Origin of the sequence: Clostridium hydrogeniformans DSM 21757, assembly GCF_000686705.1 — a bacterium.
GTDB lineage: Bacteria > Bacillota > Clostridia > Clostridiales > Clostridiaceae > Clostridium_Z > Clostridium_Z hydrogeniformans.
Map to the genome: position 1 here is coordinate 229,807 of NZ_JMLJ01000007.1, position 22,631 is coordinate 252,437.

Genomic DNA, 22,631 nt, shown 5'->3' on the forward strand with positions numbered 1-22,631 from the left:
TAATCTAAGGACTTATATTAAAATCCTATATTATCTAGGTATTATATCATTACATTAGAGTACAGTAAAAATACTATGAGGTTATTGAATACAATAACTTCATAGTATTTTTTTATACTCTAAATTGTTTATTTTCCTTTTAGTTCATATCTCTTATTTTTAAATAAGTTTTTAAAATATATGCCTTAACTTATGGTATTTTTAACATTGCTACCTTTAGTTTTTACTACTATGCTCTTTTCCTCCTTAAGTGCCTTAATAATAGATACACATGCTAATATCATGACAAATATAAAAGGAAATGCCACTGCTATTGAAGCAGTTTGAAGAGCACCTAATCCTCCAGATAATAGTAAAGCTACTGCAAAAAGGGCTTGTACAATTCCCCAAAGTATTTTTCTCTTATTACTTGGATTTAAGTTACCATTAGAGCTTAACATTCCAAGAACAAATGTAGCTGAGTTTGCAGAAGTTATAAAGAAAGTACATAATAAAAATACTGCAACTATAGATATTATTGCTCCAAATTTATAATTAGAAAGTACCACAAATAATGCTGTGTCTGGTTCTGCTGCTATACTTTTTAAAACATCAATACTTAATTTATTTGAAAGGTTTAATCCCATACTTCCAAATACAGAAAACCAAACAAAAGATGCTAAAGAAGGTGCCACTATAACTCCCATTATAAATTCTTTTATAGTTCTACCTTTAGATATTCTAGCTATAAAAGTACCTACAAATGGTGCCCAAGCAATCCACCAAGCCCAATAAAATATTCTCCAGCTTCCAAGCCATCCATTATCCCCATAAGAGCTTATCTTAAGACTATCCTGTATAAAGTTTTGAACATATTCCCCTAAACCATTAACTAAGGAATTAATTATTTGGATTTTAGGTCCTATTAATATACAAAGAAGTAATAGTCCAAAGGCCACATATAAATTAATATCAGATATTAGCTTAATTCCCTTTTCTACCCCGCTTACAGCAGTAAGTATATAAATAACTGTAACTATTAATATTATTATTAACTGAACCTTATAGTTTTTAGGAATATTAAAAAGAAAATTTAATCCACTATTTATTTGAAGTGTTCCAAGTCCTAAGGATGTGGCAACCCCTCCTACTGTTGCAAATATGGCAAATATGTCTATAAGTTTTCCTATTGATCCCTTTGCTCTTTCTTCTCCTATTATAGGTATAAATACTGAACTTACAAGAGCAGGCTTATTTTTTCTAAATTGAAAATATGCAAGAGCTAATCCTAAAATACTATAATTAGCCCATGGATGGAATCCCCAGTGCATAAATACAGATTTCATTGCAAAATTAGCTGCTTCTGGAGAACCTGCAGTTCCATAGGGTGGATTTGTAAAATGAGCCAGTGGTTCTGCTACTCCCCAAAACACTAAACCTATTCCCATTCCCGCTCCAAATAACATAGCAAACCAAGATAAAGTACTATATTCTGGAGTTGAATTATCAGGTCCAAGCTTTATTTTTCCAAACCTACTAAAGGCTAAAAATAAAGCAAATATAACAAATATAAGCATAGAAAGTAAATAAGCCCACCCAAAATATTCAGTTAAAAATTTCATTATACTACTAGCTATACTTTGAAAATTTTCACTAGCTATGATTCCCCAAAATACTACCATAATAGATAATAGTAAGGATATATAAAAAACTTTATTATTCTCTTTTTTCATAAGGCTCTCCTTTCTGAATATATAGATTTTATATCTTCCCCTATTCTAGTTAAATTTTAAATGTAATACATAATGGTATAATTTATAAGGTTAATTGGGAAATAGATAAGTCCATTTCCCAATTAAATTAAATTTTAACCTTAAATACAGTTTGCTCTTTTACATCTTCAGTTAAAGCATTTAATGCTACTTCTACCCTATGACTTCTTAACTTTAACTGCTCTTTTTTACTTGTAGATGGATCTCCTAATGGATATGGAATTGAAATAGTTGGAACTATTTTATTAGCTCCTACAGTTTTAGACACTGGAATTAAGTTTGCCATCTGAACAATAGGGATTCCAGCTCTCTCTATTTCTTTTACCATAGTTGCACCGCAACGTGTACAAGTTCCTCATGTGGAGGTAAGAATAACTCCATCAACTTTGTCTTCTAGCAAATAAGGAATAATCTCCTTTGCCATTCTAGCTGCCTCTCCTTGAGTTGTTCCAGTACCTACAGTAGAATAAAAATAATTATGAAGTTTTCCTATCTTTTTATCCTTTTCAAAGACTTTTAATACATCTATAGGAACTATAACATCTGGATCTTTATCAGCTGCTGATGGATCAAATCCAGCATGAATAGTTTTATATATTCCTTGCTCTAAGTTGTCTATCTTAGATATATCATATTTTCCCCACCTAGTAGCAGAAGCAGATTGTATTCTATCTGGATTATCAACTGGTACAATTCCTCCTGTTGTTACTACTGCTATATTAGCTAAGGATAGATCTTTTATAGGTGATGCTATTGGAACTCTATCTGCTTTTGGTATAGGTAGTTCTGATATATATTCCTCACCATTTATCTTCTTTAGAAGCATATCTATAACCCTATCTGCGGAAGAAATTTTATCCTCTCTTAATACTTGATGTCTTACTCCTCTTCCATAATACCCTTCTTCTGCTGCTCCCTTATTCTCTTCTTCTCTTAGAAGCTTATCTCCAAACCTAGCCATATTTTCTATGTCTTTTCTCATTTTGGCAGCACTATGACCACCTTTAAAAACATACATATCCTGTTTAAACATTTCTACCCCTGGATTTTCTTCATGCATAGAAGTTATCACTGGTACATTAAATTTTTCCTTAACAGCCTTACATACTTCTCCACATGCAAACCCGTATCTTCCAGCTTGGAATGCAGGACCAGCAAAGAATATATGAAACTCTTTATCCTCTAGAAAATTTAATATCTTTTCTATAGCTTCCTCAGTATTAGAACCTATAAAATTATCTCCACATATTATGGTATGACTTACTTTAGCTTCTTTTAGAACCCTATCTAATTGCATAGCAGGTCCAACTAAACCTTCTCTTATTTCTGGTGAAAAATCTGCCTTATCTTCTCCTCCTACTTGTCCGAAAAATTGATTTACATAAAGTATAGCTTTTTTCATAATATTTTCCTCCTAAAATTCCCTCATAGTCTTTGTTGACCAACCTACTACTTGATCTCCACAAAACATTGAGTTATTTTCCATAATTACTGATCCATCTTCTCGTACAGAAGGTCCTAAAATCTCATCCTCTGCCCATCCCCCTGAAAGCCCATCTCTTCCTAAGGCACTAAGTTCTCCAAGAACTGTCTCCATAGGAGGAAGCTCAATAAGTTCTGAAACATTTCCACAAGATACTATAGCATTTGCCTTTTCATCTAAAGATACAAGTGGCTGAGACTTTCCATCTCTTCCTGTACATTCATTAGTTAATCCAACAGTTTTTATACCCTCGTTTTCTAATGCTACTATACATGCTATAAAATCTGCATCTGGATTTCCATAACCTTCTTCTGCTACAACTGCAGCATCAGCACCTAAATTTTTTGCTATATTAGCTACAAATAGTGCTGCTCTTTCTTTTTGATCTAAGGCTACATTTAGATTAGACATTATTACCCCTAAGAAATTTATTGTTTTTCCATGCTCCTTATATAACCTTTTAATCATAGGAAAGTTTTGAAAATCATAGGTGCTCCATTTTGATGAACATGGCATAAAACTTCCTGATACCATAGCTCCATCTAATATCTCATTAGGATGCATAAATGTAGGAACCATTCTATTAGCATCCCATCCATAAATTAAATCATTGTAACCTAGTTCCTCCATTTGTGACTGAGGCTGAAGTACTAAAACTACATTTTTAAGATTTCTAGTATCTTCCTTCCTTTTTGTTAAAGGATCTAATTTAAATTCTTCTATTTCCTCTGGAGTTTTCTCTCTTACACAGCTGCCTATAAACTCTGCTAATCTATGTCCAGCTCTTCTAAGAGCATTATTTTTTTTCTGCTGCTCATTTTTTTCAAAATCCTCATCACTATCTGCAACTAAAACAAGATTTTTAAGAGTAGAAAAATAAGAATATTGTGCTCCTATTCCACTCATATCTATAAGCCCATCTTGAAATCCTCCCCAATGTTTACCAACTACAATTACTGATATATCTTTTAACGCATGACATCTTCCATGTCCACACTTTGAGAGTTCTCCTGTATATCCTGGAAATAGCGGGGAATTGTCTAATTTAACTCTTGGCTCTATAGCTTCTTTTACTGGTACTAACCTGACCTTATCTCCTGGCTTTACAATATAAAGGTCAGCTTCTCTTAGGTGACTATCCTCCATAAGAAAATCTAAAGCCTCTTGCTTGTTAATAGTTAATATTCCATTCTCAAAATCCGTCTTTTCTCCAAACCTCATGTCCTTAACATAAAAGTTTCCAATTTCTAAATTCATAACTATACTCCTTCCTGATATTTTTTTAACATTCCTTAAAATCATAATAATTTAATCATGATTACATTACCAATTTGTTTTTTCTATAATCACGATTATATTTTCTGACAATTCTATATTTTCAATTTAATTAAATTTATATAATAATTTTTTCTTATATTTTTTATAAACCTATCTATAATTCTTTATATTTCATCATTTTTCTCCTTTAAAACAACAAAAAACTCCTAAATTATTTAGGAGTTTTAAATTTATTAAAGTTTCTATAGTAATATAACAATTCCTTATGGCTCAATAAGGGATCCTTCTATTATTCTTTTTAAATAAGTCATAAATTTATAGGTAACCTCCTCAGGACTTCCATCTAGTTTGTTATTAATATACCTATTAATAACAGATTCATAAGTAAGTAAGATTATTTCATTCAATTCATTTATATACTTTTCATTTATATACCCTTCCTTTGCGCAAGTATCTAAAAGAAGTCTATTTCTTAAATATATATCCCCACTCTCCACCATCTTTTTAGTTTCTTCAGTAAGATGAGTAGTTTCATCTGGAAATATTCTATAATAAGCCTTAATAGATTCATCTATAGATTTATTAAAGTCTCCAAAAAACATAGTTTTATATATCTTTGGATGTCTAAATGAATGAAGACAAAATGATTCCCAGATAATAAGAAATCTTTCCATAGAATTTTTAGTAAATTTAATTTTATTTCCTATATCGTTGGTATAGTCATGAAAATAGTGAAAAACAGCAAAAAAAATTAAGTGTTCTAAGTTATCAAAGTAATTATAAAGAGTTGAGCTATTATATCCTGCTTTAGATGCTACCTTTCTTATTGTAACCTCTTCAATTCCATCACTATCTATTATATCTCTAGCAGCCTCTATAAAATATTTCATCATACGCCTTTTTTTTATGTCTATTTTCTCCATAATATCCCCCTTAAATTCATACCAATAATAATCTACTTCTATAAATTCCTAAAAACTCCTTCAACATAATGCTAATTAATATAAAAACCCTATAGAATAGACATTTTAACATATCCATACTATAGGGTAAACTTTAAAAGCTCTATTAGATTTTTATATATTGACATTGTTTATTGCGTTCTTTCCTAAAAATATAACCTTTATACTTTCTCTGCTTATAACCCATAATATTCTTACTATTTTACTCATAAGTAATCCTCCCAAAAATAAATATTTATATCTCATATATTAATTAAAATCATTTATATTTTTTTAATTAATACTTACTGTTTTTATAATATACCCAATTCAAATGTTATCCTTTAAGCTGTTTAAACATTAGAATACTTTTATAAAACTTTATGATATAAGTATACTATTTTTTTATGGCTATTTCCCTTTATTAGTATTACACTTTTCATATTCTAACTTACATTTTTGTAACACTAAATGTTTATAAGAAATCTATTTATGGATTCACTAATTTTTATTCTTTCTTCATAAACCCATTTCTCATTAAATTTTATTTTAAATAGCTTTCCAAAGGAATAATATATATTTATCTTCTGGTAATATTCTTCAAGCTCATGTAAGGTATTATACTTTAATCTAGGTTTTTCTATCTCATCCTTATTTAATATAAATAATTCATCTATATAAAATAAAAAACATTCCATAAGATTTTCATTTTCCTCATCAAAAGGAACCTTTAATAATTTCCATTGAATACTTTCCTCTAATTTGTATCTTTTTATAGCATCTAATATTATAAGGTATTTACTTATGTCCATTTTTCTATAAAACTTTATATCTATTGGTCTCTCACTCCAAATGGATAGTTTTTCCCTTAAAGACGCACCTTTTATTTTTAATATATCCTCACTTGGACCTAATATTGCGCAGTTTATCTTTGTATCTTCTCTATTTAATGCTTCACTTATATGGTCATAATAATTAGTATAAGAACTTACATATCCTTTATCATATATACCTTTTCTCCCTGATCTTCCTGCTATTTGCTTTATTTCTTGAGATGTTAAATATCTTATTTCTTCCCCATCAAACTTTTTAATGTCTATAAATACTATTCTTTTTATTGGTAAATTCACTCCCATACCTATAGCATCTGTGGTTATTAATATTTTACTTTTCCCTTTTAAAAACTCCTCATACTGAAGTCTTCTAACCTCTGGGGGTAAATCCCCATAAATAAGGCTAGTCTTAACTCCATTATTACTATAAAAAGTAGCCATTTCTAAAACTTTCTTCTTAGAAAACATCACTAGTGCATCTCCTTGGTTAACCTGTCTTTCACTAAAACCCTTATTCTCTAAAATTAGTGGAATATCTCTTTTATATTCCTTTAAGATATACTCATCTCCTATATCTTCAATTATATTTATTAATAAGTCTTTAGTATTTATAGCACCACATATATGTATTTCTTTACACTGCAATCCTAATAGTGCTCTAGTCCATGCATATCCTCTCTTTTTGTCTCCTATAAGTTGAATTTCATCTATTACAGCTACTTCATATTCCCTAGAAAGATTTAAAGTTTCTATGGTAGAACTTATATGAGTAGCTCCTTCCCTTTTTATTTCTTCTTCCCCAGTTAAAAGACTACAAATTATACCTTCATTATTTAATTTCTCAAAATTTTCAAGAGCTAATATCCTAAGAGGAGAAAGATATATTCCATTTTTACATTTCTTTAAGCTTTCCATTGCATTATAGGTCTTCCCAGTATTTGTGTCGCCTAAATGAAGATATATCTTTCGTTTAATTTCTCTTGTTTTTTCATATTCCTCCTTTGGATTTTCTTTAAACATTATATCTAGGCTCTTATTAATAAGTTTTGGAATATGCCTTGTAATTAGCACATTTAATATTCCTGAGTACAAATATCCTTCATAATATGTGGACTTAAGTTCTTGAAAATTAAACTCTGTTTTATTTTGCCTATTATAATTTTCTACTATCTTTTCTGATATATATTCTAAAAGTTCTTCATACTCTTGAATTATTTTATCTACTTCCCTAACCTTCTTTTCATTTTTACTCTTTCTTATAGCTAACTTTACCTCTTTAAGTAATGTTATTTTATCTCTAAGAAACTTTTCATTTTGAAAATTTGCTTTATCCTTACTATTAAAAATTATATTTTTAATAGTGGCTAGCTGTTCTTTTATTTTCTTAAACTCTCTTTCAGCACCCTGTATTTTCATAAAATCAGCTCCTAAACTTTAGCTTTCTTTATCTTAGTATATACTTATTAAATAAGTACATTCTATTTATTTTACTCCAATAATCTCCATGCACTTTTAGGGTATATTCTTAGAAGAAATTTACCCTCATCTCTCTAAAAGAAATTATAGATTATGTAAACATAAGATATATTAATAAAAAGGTATAGAATTAAAACTCATTAGAATTTTAATCCTATACCCTTTTATAAAATATTATATTATTTTTCAAATCAAATAACTTCTAATTGTCATCTATTGAAATTAAATTAGCTAAGGATTCTTCACTAGAAAATGTATTTACGTTATATAACATTAATACATCTGTTATCCCTTCATCTTTTATAATCTTTGATACATCATCATTATAGTATCTTAAATCAACCATATATATAGCATTAAAGTCTTCTGTTAAAAATGGAACAAGACTATTTGCGTAAGAATCCTTTAAAACTAATAATTTTCTATTTTTATCAGAAGTTGTATCTATCTTAATTAATGGATGGTTTCCATTGAAAAATACAGAATATTTATCTTTCTTCTTTAAGTCTTCTACACTATAAACACTTGGTTTCTTTACATTCTCCTCCACATAAGTTACTACATTTTCTACTTCATTCTTTGGCAAATAAACTTCTATAGAATCTGGAGTTAAATGTTTAAACCCTCCTTTAGAATATAAACTTCCATAAAAACTATTAGATACTTTATTAATATTAAAATCTTCTGCTGTTTTTTTATTTAGCTCCATAGTATCAATTAAGGTTTCATATCCATAATATGCTCCCCTAGTTGTCCAGTGATGATCTGTTTTATAATATATATACTCATCCTTATGTTTAGCTAAATTTTCGTAGGGATTAATAAATTTTATCCCTTTATCTAAAGAGCTTTCAACATTATTCATATATTCTAATTGAGTATCTACTGGAGCATTATTAGGTAACTTATCTTTTAAAATCTCCATGGAATTAGGCACAAGGAGAAAATACTTATTTATATTAGAAAATTTTTTAGAAAACATATTTATTACATCTACTTTATCTTTTATTTTATTACCCTCTGGAGTTTTAAACTTCTCCATTAAATATCCATCTTCTCCTACATATACATTATTATTTTCTTTTTTTCCTATTAGTCTTTCTGTATCAGATTTTACTCCAATAAAAAGATTTCTAAATACAAATTGATCTGTTATATACTTTTCATATTTTGAAGAAAAACTTCCATCTAAAATAGACTCCATAGTTAGTTTAGGCTTTGCAGTAAGATTTCTATTTTCTTCTTCTGAAAATGTTTTATCAGGCTTTATTAGATTAAATATACAAAATACACCTATAAAGATAATGAACTCTAGAGCTATTAATCTCTTATATACAGTATCTATTTTTTTCTTCTTAACTTTATTATTCATTATATATGTTATTACTCCTTTATAATTCTATAATTTTATTTATGATAAAACTCTATATTCTAATTACTAATGTTAATATGTAATATAGATTAAACTACTTTAAAATCTAAAATATAAAAATGGATTATAGGTCTCATTAATTAAATAAGATATAGATAAAAATAAAATCATTATATGAATTAAGGATATTGTTAATATGTTTTTTATTTTTGATGCTTTCTTTGCTTTATTTATAAAATTATATACTAAAGGGGTTGATAAAATTATAAGCATAATAAAAAGCAAGCCGTTAGTTTTCAAGTAATAAATTGTACTACTGTCTACTAATACATTTGAAGATAATAAAAACATAGTTTCTATATATTTAAACCCTTGAATTACGTTATCAAATTCGAATAATACCCATCCTACAATAATAATTATCATTGTATATATATGAGCAAAAATAGAATGTTTATTTAAATATTTCCCTAGAAAAAGCTTCTCTATAATTATGAATATACCAAAATATACTCCCCATAATATAAAGTTCCAACTTGCTCCATGCCAAAATCCTGTAAGAAACCATACAATTAATAGATTTCTAATCTGCTTTTTAAGTCCTTCTCTATTACCACCTAAAGGTATGTATACATATTCCCTAAACCATCCTCCAAGAGACATATGCCACCTTCTCCAAAATTCTGTAACACTTTTTGATATATAAGGATAATTAAAGTTTTCTATAAAATTAAATCCAAATATTTTTCCAAGTCCTATGGCCATATCAGAATATCCACTAAAATCAAAATATATTTGAAATGTAAAGGCTATTATACCTATCCAAGCGGTTACCACAGATAGTTCTTCTATATTGGTTCCCTTAATGGTTGTCCATAAAAATCCTATATTATTAGCTAAAAGAACCTTCTTTCCAAGACCTAGAATAAATCTTTCTACACCTTCTCCAAACTTTTCAAAGGTTTCCTTTCTATTATTTAATTCCTTTTCAACATCACTATACTTTACTATTGGTCCTGCTACAAGCTGTGGAAACATAGTTACATAAGCTCCAAAGGAAATTATATTTTTTTGAACCTTAACCTTATTAAGATATACGTCTATAACATAAGACATGGTTTGAAAGGTATAAAATGATATTCCAACTGGTAAGGGTAATGTATGTACTTCTATATTTAAACCTAGAATTCCATTTATATTTGATATTAAAAATCCATAGTATTTAAAGAAGAATAATATCCCTAGGTTTATTACAATGGAGTTTAGAAATATACCACTAGTTAAAGCTTTATTGTTTCTGTATTTGTCTATAATAATTCCATTTATATAATCAAATATTGTAGAAAAAATCATTATACTTATGTATATAGGTTCTCCCCACCCATAAAAGATAAGGCTAGAGATAAGTATTATAAAATTTCTAATTGACTTAGGTGAAATAAAATACACCAAAACAGTTATGGGTAAAAATACAAATATGAAGATTATGCTACTAAAAACCACCTTACTACCTCCACTTTTCTTATGTAACTATTTAAAATTTTCATTAAAGTCTTCTTTTATTTTATCTGAATCTTTATGTATAACCATAAAGATATAATTACCTTTTTCTTCTACAACCTTATTCTTTATAAGATCATATTCTTCTGGTACATAATTCTCGAAACTATTCCCTTGGTTGTCAGCTCTTTTTTCAACCTTTTCTTTAATAATATCCTTACTTTCCTTAGTCTTTAATCTTATAACAATAATTTCACTAGCTTTCATATTAGATTCTGGCATGTATAAGATAAAGTCCTCAATATCTTTTGAATTGATGCCATAAAGTTTTTTTAAGTCCTTAGCATCTCCTTCTTCCATGATTTCTGAATCTCCATATGGTCTTATACTACTCTCAATATCTTTAATAGATGGATCTTTAATTTCTCCAACTATAATATTTTTTAATAATAGCAATATGCAAAGAGTTATAGAAAAGAAAATATAGAAATATTTATTTAATCCTATTTTTTTCATTTTACTTTCTTCCTTTACTTTAAGGTATTCTTTATATAATCTAACCATATACTATAAAAATTGGCCTTAGGATGTATCCCATCTGGCTCATAAAAATTATCCTTATTTTCTATAGTACTTGTTAAATTAATATAGTTTACTTTTAGTTCTTTAGCCATTTTATTAATTGCGTTGTTAAATTCATAAACTCTATCCCTAGATAAGTCCTTATTCTTGGAGACAGCTTTTTCTTCCACTGGCAATATGGATTGTACATATATTTTTGTTTTAGGTAGGTTCTTTTGTATTTTTTCTATAAGGTTACTATATTCTTTTATAAAATCATCACTACTGCTAAAAAGGGTTAAATCATTCATTCCATACATAAGAAAAATTCTTTCTGGATTTTTACTTACTACCTTGTCTATATATTCATGTGCCTTTACAGTAGTCTCTCCTTTTTTTGCAATAACTGATGAATCATTTAAAACTTTATAATATGGCATGGCTTCAGTTATGGAATCCCCCATAAATAAGTCCTTACTAAAATACTCTTTGTTATCCATATTAATATTTCTTTCCTTATTTTCTGGTATACTACTCTCCTCTTTTTTACTCCTACTTAATAATATTTTTCCTTCTATTTCTTCTATATTTTTATTATCTAAATTTTTAAGTTCTAAGCATCCCTTTTCTATTAAATTTAAATCTAATTTTCTCTTAAAGTATTTTCTTGCAATAATAAAAGATGAAAAGCTTACTAAAATAACACCTCCTAATATTATAATTGTTCTAATCTTACTTTTTCTTTTTCTCTTTATCCTTTCTTTTACCATTGCCTTCTCCCTCTTTCAACATAAAGTGACTAATAATTAATTATTATACTCCTGATTTTTTTTCATTTGATTAAAAATTAGTTACTTAAATATAACAAAGTGTTATATTTCTTAAAATATTAATAAATTACTTTAATTAAATAAACTATTAATGTTTTAAATAAGCTAATTTTTGACACCTAGTCTCATATATTAATTAACTATAAAAATTTATCACTATTTTGAAGCTATAAAATAAAAAACTTATGTTTCTTTAAAAAGATTTTTTTAAGATGGTAGATTACTTAAAATATTAATTTCTAAAATGGATAGTTTATATACTTATATATAAGTTTTATATTGCTGATGGAAAACCGAGAATTAAATAATACTAAATAAAAAGAAAGACTTATGAAAAGTCTTTCTTTTTTATTTAAAAATCTAATTTTTTAAATTTTATATTAATTCCTAAAGCTTTTTAATACCCTCAGTAAGCCCATCTAGTATAACCTTATTATAATCGGTACATTCTATAAATTTATATTCAGGTAAACTATGTCTTAATGCTTCTATGTTACAATTTTCTGATACTATATATACTTTATTAGTTAAAGGAAGGTCCCAACTTTTCTTTACTATTTGCCTATCTTCCTTTTTTATTAATGATATATCATATTCTTTAGGTAGTTCTTTACTTATTTCTAATTCTAAATCCTTAATCATCTTTTCTAAATCTAAGGAATCTATATTAGAAAAGTTTTTCTCAACTCTTTTGACAAAAAAGCATCCACCACCAAACACAATACATATATATGTATGATTCTTATAGGAATATATAAATCTAGATTTCTCAAAAACTGCTTCATCATTTAATGCAAAAATCTTCTCCTCTTCTCCTGAAGCTGCAACTAAAATATTTGAAGTAAAAAATACTCCCTTTATTATATACTTCTTAAATATGCCTTTAAGTATATTTATAGGTTTAGCTTCATTTATATTAGCTAACATTTCATGAGGAATAGAAACTATAAGAAATATATTTCCAAGTCCCTTGGTCCTTCCACTTATTACATGCTTAAACAGTATGTCCATAGCCTCATCATCATATATATAGTCTTCATTTTTAAATTTTTCAGCTAAAGCTTCACTAATATTTTTATCTTTTATAAAATCCTCTATACTAGTACATATTATCTCCTCTTCATTAGGATCTAGAATTCTTACATAGCCTTGAAGTAAATCTAAGGCTATAACTCTCTTTTTAAAAAACTTCAAAAATTTATTCATATGCATTTAACCCCTTAACTTAATATAATTAATAAATTTATAAAATAAACTAACTTGATTTTTTACTTATTATAAATCATAGTTAATCCCAGCCATTGAATCTCTACTTCTACACACAACCCTAATTATGTAGAGTAATTAAAGTTACAGTTCTACTTAAATAACAATTTATTTCTAATAAAAATATTTAAAATCAAGCTTTACTACTTTCCTCTATTATTCTAGTTTTTAATTCCTTATTAATCTTATTGTTCCCATAGAGCCATGCTATCATAGATTGACTTAAAGAATATTGCAGATTATATTCTTCTCTCTTATATGAATAAGACATTATTTCTCTCAAAAGATCTTTTTCCTTTAATAATTCTATAAACTTTTTACGTGTCTTATCACCAAAAGAATTGTCTAATAAACCAATAGATTTTCCATAAGTCATTAAAGAATCATATAGATATTCTATAGTAGCAAGCAAGTTATCCTCAGAATTATTTATAAAAAATAATATATCAGATTCCTCCATGGAATCAATCTTTATTCCTCCAGTAATTTCTATGGCTTTTATAATCTCATCTTCTATATGTTCTTCAGTATTTTTCACATAAACTAAAGGATTATTATTATTAATTTCATTAAATAATTTAGTAAGTAATAATATATGTACCCCTAGCATTTTATCCTTAATGTGATAATCCAAGAAAGTATTATTAAAATCCTTATTGTAACTGAAGCCATAGGCTATAATACTTTTTTCCTTCTTTAAATTAGTTATTACTTTTTCTAATTCATGGATTTCATTATTAAAATCATCTACGGAAATTATGAATCCTATTATATTATTGATTAGCTTTAATTCTTTTAAATCTTTTATATGTACAATCTCATAATCTAAAGATATACTACATAAATCTTTTAAATCTCTATTTTCTGTCTTTGATATGTATACTATTTTTTCCATGTATTCCCCTTCTTTTACCCCTTAATAATATTTTACAGAATATTTCTAAGAATATTCTACCACAACTTTCCCTTAAATACTTGTTTGTAACCGTATTTTGTTTTTGGTTTACTTTTAATTTAGTTTACATAATATTTATTTCGTTGCACAACTTAGAATCAATAAAACTTTTCAACTTGTCTAACATTAAACACTGTATTTACTCAAACATATAAGTCTCCCTTGAATTTGATTTAGCTAAATAACTAGTCATTGAAGCTATGCTTATGCTATAATTTACCTAAATTGTAATTTAAACTCAAACAATTTTTATTGTATGTAGACTAATTTATAAAAATAATAAAGATTTAGCTTTAGGAGGTAAATTAATGAAAAAAGAAAAAAGATTTAAGGTTGTATCTTCAGAAGGAGCCCTAGAAAGTTATAGAGTGATAGTTGACACAGAAACTGGAGTAAACTATCTATATATTAGTAATGGTGCTGCAGGTGGAGTAACTATATTATTAGACTCACAAGGCAATCCAATTATAACAAGAGATGAATAATATAATTTATCATTTAATTTAATGAAACTTTAATGAAGTACAAGAAACCAAGCTGTTAAAACTGCTTGGTTTTTATATTTTTTATGTAATTTTCAATAGCATATTAGTGTTCAAATATTAATCATATGCAAATGTTGATGTATCTAGGCATATAGGAGTATTTATTAATGGGGTATTAGTAAATTTTATTATATCTTACTATATATTTTTTGACGTTTTTTTGCCGTCAAAAATATTCTTTAAGATAATCAGTAAAGAGGTAGTAAAATTAAATTTACTACCTCTTTCATTTTTATAAAGTTCCTTCTTCAATATTTATTCATTACTATACCCGTAATATTTGCATAACCTTGAATAGTTAAGATAATTTTTAGTATCATCGTATCCTCTAATACTTCCTTTTTGTTATGATTAAAGCTATCTTAATAATAGAAGGAGGTACATATATGTTTTCTATAAACATGACAATGACTATATCAGAAAAAGATATAGAAAAATTTGTTTCTATGATTAATGAGCAGATACAATTAAAACCTATTAATACCAATGTAGTTATATCAACTGAAGAAAAAATAACTTCTGATTATCTTTTATCTGTATCCGAAGTAGCTGAACTTCTTAAGACTAATAAAAATATGATTTATACTTTAGTTGATAAGAAACTATTAAGAGCTATGAAGGTATGAAGTTTAAAAATCAGAAACTCTGAGGTAATAAGATTTTTAGATGAATATGAAGGAAAAGATTTAACAAATTTAGATAATATTAAACTACTATAATGTATAACTATTTAAACTAAAAAGAAGGTAGCTAATTCACTACCTTCTTTTAGTTTACCAAGAAAGAAAATACTATTCCATCCTCTTCAACTTCCCATCCTGTTATACTATAATCCTTGTTTTACAATATAAATTTATATTTATATAGATTCATATCATATACCACATTCTTTTTCCAATTATCTCAATATGAAAATTAATTACTTAAATATATTAATCTAGTTATCATAAAAAAATTAAGTAATTACCTATAGCTACTTGTAATAATATACAAATTTTCTATTATATACATATTTTTCCTAAAAACGCTTGAATCATATGCAAAGTAATTGTATAATTGCATTATATCAATTGTAATTATATTGAAAATTTGTATTACGAAAGGAATGACTTATTATGATTTTAAAGAAAAAAGGAATTATAGCTGCCGCTTTAGTATCAACACTACTTATAACCGGCACTGTTCCAGCTTCAGCTTCTACTGTAAATAAAATTAAAGAGGATGTTGTTAAACAATTGAGTGTTACAAATCCGGATGCAGCTAACACTTTTCGTGATTTAAGCAACGAAGGAATTGAAATACTATTTAATGCAATAGAAAAAATGCCAATGGAATTATTAGAAAAAGGAGATCCTAAAGAAATATCTGATTTCTTAATACTTCATGGGGTAGATATAAAATTTGCTGATGCTGAAAATGCTGATGAAAATTCTGGAGTTATTCTTTATGGATGGTGGGATGTCACAAAGTGTGTAGCCGCTATAACTTGGTTAGTTGGTAGTACAATTCTTGGAGTAGGATTACTTATGAAACTTAAGAACTTCATAGCTGCCGCTGGAGGAGTAAGCGCAGCAGCTACAGCACTTGTTGCGTTGGCTAGAGAAGGATTTACCCAAGCAAATATTAATCGTTTTGGAACTGCATTGTTAGAAACTGCATCAACTATTCTTGGAATCCAAGCTATTCAAGATAATTGTAGCTAAATAATTAGTTTTAATAAAAAGACAGAATATATATTCTGTCTTTTTATTAAATTAATACTTAAAATATTAGACTTGCCTTTTTAAATTATCTTTTATCATTTTTATACCAATAACAGCTGATCCTATCCCAATTATAAACATACATATTACTTTTATTATCTCCATAAAGTATCCTCCAGTCATATAATTTATTTTTAATTAAATATTTTAAGTACCTATACAGTATTAAGTTATAAAAAATATTAATATAATTTATAACTTATTTATAACATTATTTTTACTTAACATCAAACCTTTTTATAGAAATTTATAACTATATTTACATTTAAATCAATAAATCTATGGAAATATTAAATTTGATATTTTGTTTCTAAAATATTTTAATCTTAAGAATAGAATAATTGAATCAAATCCCTTCTAAATTTAAAAATATTCTTATATGTAAAAGTATTTATTATAAAATTAAAATCCTTAAACATTCTATAATATATTAATGCTAAGGATTTCTACTTATTGGTTAAAAATGGTATAAATAACTTTAATTTTGTCTATAATTACAAAGCTACGTTATTCATAATTCTCCAATATTTGATTAAAATAAAAAAGGTGGTCTAAGGATTATTCTCCCTAGACCACCTTTTTTATTTTATAAATTATTATTAAAGGAGTGCTCCTATAGTCAAGGTTCTTTGATTCCTTAGACTATAGGAATCCCTTATCTAGCTATTTGTGTATTTAACATTAAAAACACTATAAGAAAGATAAGGAATACTAAAATTTTCTTAAGAATCTTCATAATGCACTCCTAATTTTTATTTTATAATATATTTCTTTTGATACTATCACTAAGTTGTTTATACGTCAACTTTTATTATGATGTAAATAATATTCTCCATGTGTTAGGACCCACGATTCCATCGGCTCCTATATGTTTATCTGATTGCATTCTAATTATAGAATCATAGGTACCTTGTCCAAAAATTCCATCAGCACCCCATTGTCCTATATTATATCCAATACTTATAAGCTTCTCTTGTATAAGTTTTGTTAAATTTCCCCTTGCTCCTTTCTTTACTAAAACATTTGCCTTTTGTGTATTGGGTCCATAATAGCCATCCTCATTTAATCCTGATCCAAATTGTATATTAAGTTCTCTTTGTACTTTTTTTATCCATTCTCTGTTATTAAAAACCACATTATTATTTGTTAAATTATCCTTAAATCTCTCTAAAGGAAAGTTAGCTCCAGGGCAATCTGTACTATAATAATCCCTATGCCCTCCTATCTCTATAATTCCATATTTATTTTTAAGATAACTTACAAGCTCCATAGTAGCATTAAATTGTTCTTCTGGCATATTATCAACCATATAGTTTCCCTCTAAACACACGCTTATACTAACTGCATTTTGTCCTGGACAATGTGCTCCTATTGACCACTCTGGTCTTCCTCTATAAATAGAACCATCTTTTCTTACATAGAAATGATAGCCTATACCACTCCATTTAAATTGCCTCTTGTGTAGATCATGTACCCTTTCTATAGTCCACCCATTGCATTCTGGATGGTGTAAAATTATTTTATTAGTTATCTCTCTTTTACTTAAGCTCCCAAAAGATACATTGCTTTCTTTTATATTCACATTATCCTCTCCCTTATATTTAAACTTAAAAAAGTCCTTAACTTTTAATAAGCTAAAGACTTTCATATTTGTAAACTAAGTTTTTATTTAAATAATTCTCTGAATATATGTTCTAAAATATATAGTACAATATTCTTTTCAGTCATATCATGTACTAATACAACATGAAAATTTAGTCTCTTCTCGAAGGGATATTTAATTCACATAATCGTCCTGGCCACATATCAATACCGAGTCTCCACCTGATGTTTTTACTGAGCTTTCTAAAGTATCCATTACCTACTTCATGGGTAATATCTGTACACAAAGTTACATCTAAATTAGTTAATGGATATTGATGTTGAAGAGCTCCTGTTACACCTAGTGCTAACATAGGTTCACCACTAGGTGCAGTATTTCCCATAGGATATAATAAAGAGAGTACCTCGTCTGTCCTCGAGAACCAAACTATTGTGTCATTAGATATTTTAGGGGTAACTCCATAATCTCCAGTATTAGTAAAAGCATCAGCTGGAATAGCAGCAGCCATGCACCACCATGATTTGCATATTGGAATATAAGTATTTTCCCTACCAGAATAATATTTATTTGCTGCGAATGCTACTGCCTCATTACCTAAAGAATGTGAAATTATATATCCACTTTTAGACTTTTGTTCATCTAATCTAAAAATTGAATGAAATAAAGGTGTAAGACATTTTTCTCCTGCATATCTAGCTCTATTAACTAACTCTCTCCATAAAATAGCAAGGTATAGTAATGGAGAGTCATCTTCAACGTTTGTTGCCAGCTCTGCTTCAAGAGCTCTCCGTATTAATAAATTAGTTTCATTTGTGAGATCACTATCATAACTTAAAATATAAACATCATATTCATCAGAATCCGGATCTCTTTCACCTTTAAACAGTCTAGTAGCTTTTTCAAATTCCTCATAAAATTTATAAGCATCTTCCTTCTTTCGTGCATATTGCATTCCATGCACAAAAATAAGTGGGTATACCCTTGTTCTAGGACTTCTACTTGAGGTATCAAACTCAACCATTTTAGGAGGTTCTCCTGTCCATACACATTCCGGATTTTCTAGATGGAACAGAATTGGTTCTGGAGGTGGATCTACTGCTCCCAAAATACGATCTTGAATTTTTCGTACAAGCGTTGCAGGAATGATACCGGCTTCAATTAATGATCTAACATATATTGTTTCGTACTGAATATATCTCTCCATCATACGAATACGTATTTGATCAATGTCTCCTAGACAGTTTAATGTATGATTAATGTAGTGATTTATATCATCTGCCGTATTTTGAATAAATGTGTTTGCTCCCTTTTTAAAAGAATTTGTTGTATCCCGAGCTCCCTTAATTACTGATTTCGGACTCCATCCCATAATATTCCCTCCAATAAGAACGAAACTTTTTTATTATATTTTTATTGTGTGATAGTTTATGGGGAATTATACTGAAAAACAAATAAATTATTCAAACTCGTATTTATATCTCTATATTACTTCTTATTTTCAACCTAGTTCCCTAGATATTTTTTTCTGTACTCTGCTTAATTAATTGATTAGTTAGTACCGCAACTCCAGTACATATAACACCTTCTATTATTGCTAAGATACTTATTGCTTCTATTCCTATAGCTCCAATTATACCTACAACTAATAGAATCCATGGTATGGTCCAATCTTTTATTTTAGATGCTTTTAAAAATATTCCTATAACATAAAGAGCAGCTACTAATATAAGTAACTGCTCTGGAACAAATTTTGTTAAATCCATATTCTATACACCTTCCTTTTCTATAGTATCAATTCTTTTATGGGCCGACTTACTACTTTCTTCAACCCTTATTAGCCTAGAGTTCATGTCTGCAATTTGTCTATCTTGTGCTTTAATATCTAGTCTTATATCATCTACTCCTTTACTTATGTAGTCCAATCTGGTAGATAAGTAAGCATTACTTTTAGTTCTTATCTCCAAGTTTAAGAATATAATCCTGTGCAACATTTACTGACTTTCCACTACCTGCAGAACCTTTCATAGCTCTATATCTCTTCTTAGTCTTATTAGCTTCTTTAAATATAGGATTAAACTGCGCTTTAACTACTGCCATCTTCATCACCATAATCTATTACTACTTTTAATTCATTATCTAATGTCTCTTTATTGGATAATGCTATATCAGCCTTAAGCTTTTCTATTCTAGCTTTCTGCCCCTCTGTAGCTAAATCCCAATTATTATTTAGCATTTCATCATATTGTTTAATAAGACCTCTTAACTCTCCCATGGCTCTACTTTGTGCATTCAGGAAAATAGCTCGCCTATCCCAAGCAAATTGAAACTCATATTCAAATTCCTCTTCCACTTCATTGGTAGTGGCTTTTTCTGTAGTTCTATCCTTTGTTTTAACCTTAGATTTTCTAAGTTCCTTAATCATTTCTTCCTTAGATTCTACAAACATAATTCTTTGAGCTCTTATAATAGCAGCATACTGAATGCTTATATTTTCCCATAAAATATCTAATGGATTCTTATCCTGTATCTCCTGAATAACTTGAAAAGTATCTTCTGGTAAATACTTAGAAAAAAATCCATGTTTCTCAGCATTTTTATTTTTAACTGGTGCTCCATGCCCTGCTGCATTTTTATTATTAGGTGGTGCTCCTCTTTTTCTTTTGGAACGTTCCGTATTCTTTATTTCATCCTTTTGGAACGTTCCATTTAGTTTTTGTTTCCACTTATCTTTATTCTTCCATCCTCTAATTGTTCCAGGGGAAGTACTTAATATCTCTGCTATCTTAACTAAATCAATCTTTCCTTTATGTTCTTTGTATATCTCAAATGCTTTATCCCTGTTTGGACTTCTTGCTTTTGCCATACCACCACCTCATTGCTAGTTTCTTATTTGTTTATTTTGTATATAAAAAAGAGCCCTATTAAGAGCTCATTTCGTTTTTAACTTTTCATCAATAAACTTATTATACTGATTTAATGCTGCATTTAATATTTTACTCGCTGTTACTACCTCATGATCAACTAAGTTACCCTGTTTTTCATTTATTAAACGCTCTAATTGTATCCTTAATATATCTATATCTTTTAATAGTTCCTCTAATTCTGACATACTAACACCTCCATAATTAGTATTAACTACAAAAACATTTTTAATCATTCTTATATATAATTTTACTTAATAAACTCTAGTAATATTTAGGTCCGCTAAATACTCATTTACAAATATCCTTTGCTCACAATATCATATCCTTATTTTTGCCTTAAAGCACCTTTAACTCTTACAGAAGCTCTTTCTTGCATACACTCTTTTAAACTGTCTGCAGCTCTTTGCTTCCTAATATTTCTATTACTGCAGTAAGGACACACTAAGTATCCTTGTAATCTTTGTATATCTTCACTTAGTAATACAAATTCTTTTTTACATCTGCTGCAGCTATAGCTTGTATAAATACTTAGCATATCCTCACCTACCTTTCTAAAATAAAAAAAGACACTCAATTTATTAAGTGCCTTTCCTTGCATAATATAATTATTTTTGTTTATAAATTGTTGAATTCTTTATACAGTTCTTATTGCTACATATTGACTAGCTACATATCCAACTTCTCCATTATAAGTCCTTATTTTATCCCATTTATATCCATCAACTTCTTTTACTTGAGATTCCAAAATTGATACCTTTTCATTTAAATTAAGATATCTTATGACTCTAGATGAAGTTCCAGCCTCTGCTCTAAGTCTTACTTCTGTACCAATTATTATTCCAGGATACTGTGATCTTACTGCTATAATTGAATTTTTATGTTCAATTATATTATTATTTTTCAAAGTATCAGCTTTTGCTGGAAAAGCTGAACCTACACTAAGTATAGTAATTAGCCCAAGAGTACTTAATAGAATTCTTTTTTTCATATAAATCCCTCCAAATAATAAATTATTGTTCATATATTACATTCGTTATTATGTGGTAATATCCTCTATATTTGGAATCTATTATGGTTTTATTAACAATATATACATTTAATAATAGAAAGCTTACCAAAGTAATTAATATTCTAGTATTTTAATATTGGATGTCTTTGAAAATTTCTATAATACTAATATAGATCTTACTTTTGCAAAATTTTTTAATTTTTCTTAGTAACTTATATAAAAAAGACACCTAGTTTCCTAGATGTTAAAATATACCCTATAGAGTAGACATGATAAAAAAAAGTCTATTCTATAGGGTTTTTATATTTATAATAGAATTATAAAGTTAGGAGTGAATAGAGATGAGTGAGAAATTATTTTCAAAAGAAGAGATAGAAATACTTTCTAATAATAAATATGTTAAAAATGTTAGCGAAAAAGGAATTACATACACTGATGAGTTTAAAAGACTGTTTATCGCCGAAAATGAAAAGGGTAAATTCCCGAGAGATATATTTTCAGAATGTGGTTTTGATATTAATATAATCGGTTTAAAAAGAAT

24 protein-coding genes are annotated in these 22,631 nt (G+C 27.8%); 4 read left to right on the forward strand and 20 right to left on the reverse strand.

Annotation, left to right across the window (positions count from 1 at the left end):
• Positions 1 to 185: 185 nt before the first annotated feature.
• The 11 genes from BR69_RS0105100 to BR69_RS0105160 form a co-directional block, all read right to left on the reverse strand.
• Positions 186 to 1,712, reverse strand: coding sequence for a glycine betaine uptake BCCT transporter (locus BR69_RS0105100; RefSeq protein WP_027632220.1), 1,527 nt, complete (start codon positions 1,710 to 1,712; stop codon positions 186 to 188).
• 127 nt (positions 1,713 to 1,839) lie between these two features.
• Positions 1,840 to 3,153 carry a betaine reductase selenoprotein B gene (gene grdH / locus BR69_RS0105110; protein ID WP_084315268.1) on the reverse strand — a complete coding sequence of 438 codons (1,314 nt, stop codon included), beginning with the start codon at positions 3,151 to 3,153 and terminating at the stop codon, positions 1,840 to 1,842.
• Positions 3,154 to 3,165: 12 nt separating this feature from the next.
• Entirely contained in the window at positions 3,166 to 4,491 is a 1,326-nt protein-coding gene (locus tag BR69_RS0105115) for a glycine/sarcosine/betaine reductase component B subunit (protein WP_027632223.1), read from the reverse strand.
• 284 nt (positions 4,492 to 4,775) lie between these two features.
• A complete protein-coding gene (locus tag BR69_RS0105120; protein WP_027632224.1) occupies positions 4,776 to 5,435 on the reverse strand; it encodes a TetR/AcrR family transcriptional regulator in 660 nt (219 codons plus the stop codon).
• 485 nt (positions 5,436 to 5,920) lie between these two features.
• Positions 5,921 to 7,702 (reverse strand): helicase-related protein, encoded by a 1,782-nt coding sequence (locus BR69_RS0105130; RefSeq protein ID WP_027632225.1) that lies wholly within the window; start codon positions 7,700 to 7,702, stop codon positions 5,921 to 5,923.
• Positions 7,703 to 7,964: 262 nt separating this feature from the next.
• Positions 7,965 to 9,134: a DHHW family protein gene (locus BR69_RS0105135; RefSeq protein WP_034849365.1), complete on the reverse strand. Its 1,170-nt coding sequence runs from the start codon at positions 9,132 to 9,134 to the stop codon at positions 7,965 to 7,967.
• A gap of 99 nt (positions 9,135 to 9,233) precedes the next feature.
• Positions 9,234 to 10,637 (reverse strand): MBOAT family O-acyltransferase, encoded by a 1,404-nt coding sequence (locus BR69_RS0105140; RefSeq protein ID WP_027632227.1) that lies wholly within the window; start codon positions 10,635 to 10,637, stop codon positions 9,234 to 9,236.
• A 27-nt stretch (positions 10,638 to 10,664) separates the two neighbouring features.
• Positions 10,665 to 11,150, reverse strand: coding sequence for a DUF4358 domain-containing protein (locus BR69_RS0105145; protein ID WP_027632228.1), 486 nt, complete (start codon positions 11,148 to 11,150; stop codon positions 10,665 to 10,667).
• Between the two features lie 14 nt (positions 11,151 to 11,164).
• Entirely contained in the window at positions 11,165 to 11,965 is an 801-nt protein-coding gene (locus BR69_RS0105150) for a GDSL-type esterase/lipase family protein (RefSeq protein WP_027632229.1), read from the reverse strand.
• Positions 11,966 to 12,412: 447 nt separating this feature from the next.
• Complete coding sequence (locus tag BR69_RS0105155) at positions 12,413 to 13,231, reverse strand: hypothetical protein (RefSeq protein ID WP_027632230.1); 819 nt, start codon at positions 13,229 to 13,231, stop codon at positions 12,413 to 12,415.
• 193 nt (positions 13,232 to 13,424) lie between these two features.
• On the reverse strand, positions 13,425 to 14,186 hold the full coding sequence (locus tag BR69_RS0105160) for a DUF4127 family protein (protein ID WP_027632231.1): 762 nt from the start codon (positions 14,184 to 14,186) through the stop codon (positions 13,425 to 13,427).
• Positions 14,187 to 14,554: 368 nt separating this feature from the next.
• On the opposite strand from BR69_RS0105160, the gene BR69_RS0105165 reads away from it, so the two are divergent.
• The 3 genes from BR69_RS0105165 (at position 14,555) to BR69_RS0105175 (ending at position 16,494) form a co-directional block, all read left to right on the forward strand.
• Entirely contained in the window at positions 14,555 to 14,731 is a 177-nt protein-coding gene (locus tag BR69_RS0105165) for a DUF6440 family protein (RefSeq protein ID WP_027632232.1), read from the forward strand.
• A 446-nt stretch (positions 14,732 to 15,177) separates the two neighbouring features.
• Positions 15,178 to 15,417, forward strand: a complete 240-nt coding sequence (locus tag BR69_RS0105170; protein ID WP_027632233.1) for a helix-turn-helix domain-containing protein — start codon at positions 15,178 to 15,180, stop codon at positions 15,415 to 15,417.
• A gap of 489 nt (positions 15,418 to 15,906) precedes the next feature.
• Complete coding sequence (locus BR69_RS0105175) at positions 15,907 to 16,494, forward strand: hypothetical protein (RefSeq protein WP_027632234.1); 588 nt, start codon at positions 15,907 to 15,909, stop codon at positions 16,492 to 16,494.
• A gap of 871 nt (positions 16,495 to 17,365) precedes the next feature.
• Here the strand turns inward: BR69_RS0105175 and BR69_RS0105185 are convergent.
• From BR69_RS0105185 to BR69_RS0105225, 9 genes are all read right to left on the reverse strand, one after another.
• Complete coding sequence (locus tag BR69_RS0105185) at positions 17,366 to 18,136, reverse strand: peptidoglycan recognition protein family protein (protein WP_027632235.1); 771 nt, start codon at positions 18,134 to 18,136, stop codon at positions 17,366 to 17,368.
• Between the two features lie 172 nt (positions 18,137 to 18,308).
• On the reverse strand, positions 18,309 to 19,526 hold the full coding sequence (locus tag BR69_RS0105190; RefSeq protein WP_027632236.1) for a hypothetical protein: 1,218 nt from the start codon (positions 19,524 to 19,526) through the stop codon (positions 18,309 to 18,311).
• 142 nt (positions 19,527 to 19,668) lie between these two features.
• Positions 19,669 to 19,920 (reverse strand): phage holin family protein, encoded by a 252-nt coding sequence (locus BR69_RS0105195; protein ID WP_027632237.1) that lies wholly within the window; start codon positions 19,918 to 19,920, stop codon positions 19,669 to 19,671.
• Between the two features lie 3 nt (positions 19,921 to 19,923).
• A complete protein-coding gene (locus BR69_RS19990; protein WP_150112247.1) occupies positions 19,924 to 20,121 on the reverse strand; it encodes a hypothetical protein in 198 nt (65 codons plus the stop codon).
• Positions 20,105 to 20,254 (reverse strand): hypothetical protein, encoded by a 150-nt coding sequence (locus BR69_RS21665; protein WP_242840657.1) that lies wholly within the window; start codon positions 20,252 to 20,254, stop codon positions 20,105 to 20,107. The genes BR69_RS19990 and BR69_RS21665 overlap by 17 nt, the downstream gene beginning before the upstream one ends.
• Entirely contained in the window at positions 20,241 to 21,020 is a 780-nt protein-coding gene (gene terS, locus BR69_RS19995) for a phage terminase small subunit (RefSeq protein ID WP_034849366.1), read from the reverse strand. Before terS ends, BR69_RS21665 begins: the two co-directional genes overlap by 14 nt.
• Before the next feature lie 66 nt (positions 21,021 to 21,086).
• Positions 21,087 to 21,266 (reverse strand): aspartyl-phosphate phosphatase Spo0E family protein, encoded by a 180-nt coding sequence (locus BR69_RS0105215; protein WP_027632238.1) that lies wholly within the window; start codon positions 21,264 to 21,266, stop codon positions 21,087 to 21,089.
• Positions 21,267 to 21,406: 140 nt separating this feature from the next.
• Positions 21,407 to 21,616 (reverse strand): Rpo12/RPC10 RNA polymerase subunit family protein, encoded by a 210-nt coding sequence (locus tag BR69_RS0105220; protein ID WP_027632239.1) that lies wholly within the window; start codon positions 21,614 to 21,616, stop codon positions 21,407 to 21,409.
• Between the two features lie 99 nt (positions 21,617 to 21,715).
• Positions 21,716 to 22,069, reverse strand: coding sequence for an SH3 domain-containing protein (locus BR69_RS0105225; protein ID WP_027632240.1), 354 nt, complete (start codon positions 22,067 to 22,069; stop codon positions 21,716 to 21,718).
• A 362-nt stretch (positions 22,070 to 22,431) separates the two neighbouring features.
• On the opposite strand from BR69_RS0105225, the gene BR69_RS0105230 reads away from it, so the two are divergent.
• Positions 22,432 to 22,631 (forward strand): HTH domain-containing protein (locus BR69_RS0105230; protein WP_027632241.1); only part of this gene is annotated, 200 nt, incomplete at its 3' end.

Coding starts and splice junctions, on each gene's coding strand:
- BR69_RS21665 (WP_242840657.1), bottom strand. CDS start 20,254: ATGGCAGTAGTTAAAGCGCAGTTTAATCCTATATTTAAAGAAGCTAAT.
- terS (WP_034849366.1), bottom strand. CDS start 21,020: ATGGCAAAAGCAAGAAGTCCAAACAGGGATAAAGCATTTGAGATATAC.
- BR69_RS0105135 (WP_034849365.1), bottom strand. CDS start 9,134: ATGAATAATAAAGTTAAGAAGAAAAAAATAGATACTGTATATAAGAGA.
- BR69_RS0105215 (WP_027632238.1), bottom strand. CDS start 21,266: ATGTCAGAATTAGAGGAACTATTAAAAGATATAGATATATTAAGGATA.
- BR69_RS0105220 (WP_027632239.1), bottom strand. CDS start 21,616: ATGCTAAGTATTTATACAAGCTATAGCTGCAGCAGATGTAAAAAAGAA.
- BR69_RS0105120 (WP_027632224.1), bottom strand. CDS start 5,435: ATGGAGAAAATAGACATAAAAAAAAGGCGTATGATGAAATATTTTATA.
- BR69_RS0105225 (WP_027632240.1), bottom strand. CDS start 22,069: ATGAAAAAAAGAATTCTATTAAGTACTCTTGGGCTAATTACTATACTT.
- BR69_RS0105195 (WP_027632237.1), bottom strand. CDS start 19,920: ATGGATTTAACAAAATTTGTTCCAGAGCAGTTACTTATATTAGTAGCT.
- BR69_RS0105145 (WP_027632228.1), bottom strand. CDS start 11,150: ATGAAAAAAATAGGATTAAATAAATATTTCTATATTTTCTTTTCTATA.
- BR69_RS0105130 (WP_027632225.1), bottom strand. CDS start 7,702: ATGAAAATACAGGGTGCTGAAAGAGAGTTTAAGAAAATAAAAGAACAG.
- BR69_RS0105170 (WP_027632233.1), top strand. CDS start 15,178: ATGTTTTCTATAAACATGACAATGACTATATCAGAAAAAGATATAGAA.
- BR69_RS0105100 (WP_027632220.1), bottom strand. CDS start 1,712: ATGAAAAAAGAGAATAATAAAGTTTTTTATATATCCTTACTATTATCT.
- BR69_RS0105155 (WP_027632230.1), bottom strand. CDS start 13,231: ATGAATAAATTTTTGAAGTTTTTTAAAAAGAGAGTTATAGCCTTAGAT.
- BR69_RS0105150 (WP_027632229.1), bottom strand. CDS start 11,965: ATGGTAAAAGAAAGGATAAAGAGAAAAAGAAAAAGTAAGATTAGAACA.
- BR69_RS0105115 (WP_027632223.1), bottom strand. CDS start 4,491: ATGAATTTAGAAATTGGAAACTTTTATGTTAAGGACATGAGGTTTGGA.
- BR69_RS0105190 (WP_027632236.1), bottom strand. CDS start 19,526: ATGGGATGGAGTCCGAAATCAGTAATTAAGGGAGCTCGGGATACAACA.
- BR69_RS0105175 (WP_027632234.1), top strand. CDS start 15,907: ATGATTTTAAAGAAAAAAGGAATTATAGCTGCCGCTTTAGTATCAACA.
- BR69_RS0105160 (WP_027632231.1), bottom strand. CDS start 14,186: ATGGAAAAAATAGTATACATATCAAAGACAGAAAATAGAGATTTAAAA.
- BR69_RS0105165 (WP_027632232.1), top strand. CDS start 14,555: ATGAAAAAAGAAAAAAGATTTAAGGTTGTATCTTCAGAAGGAGCCCTA.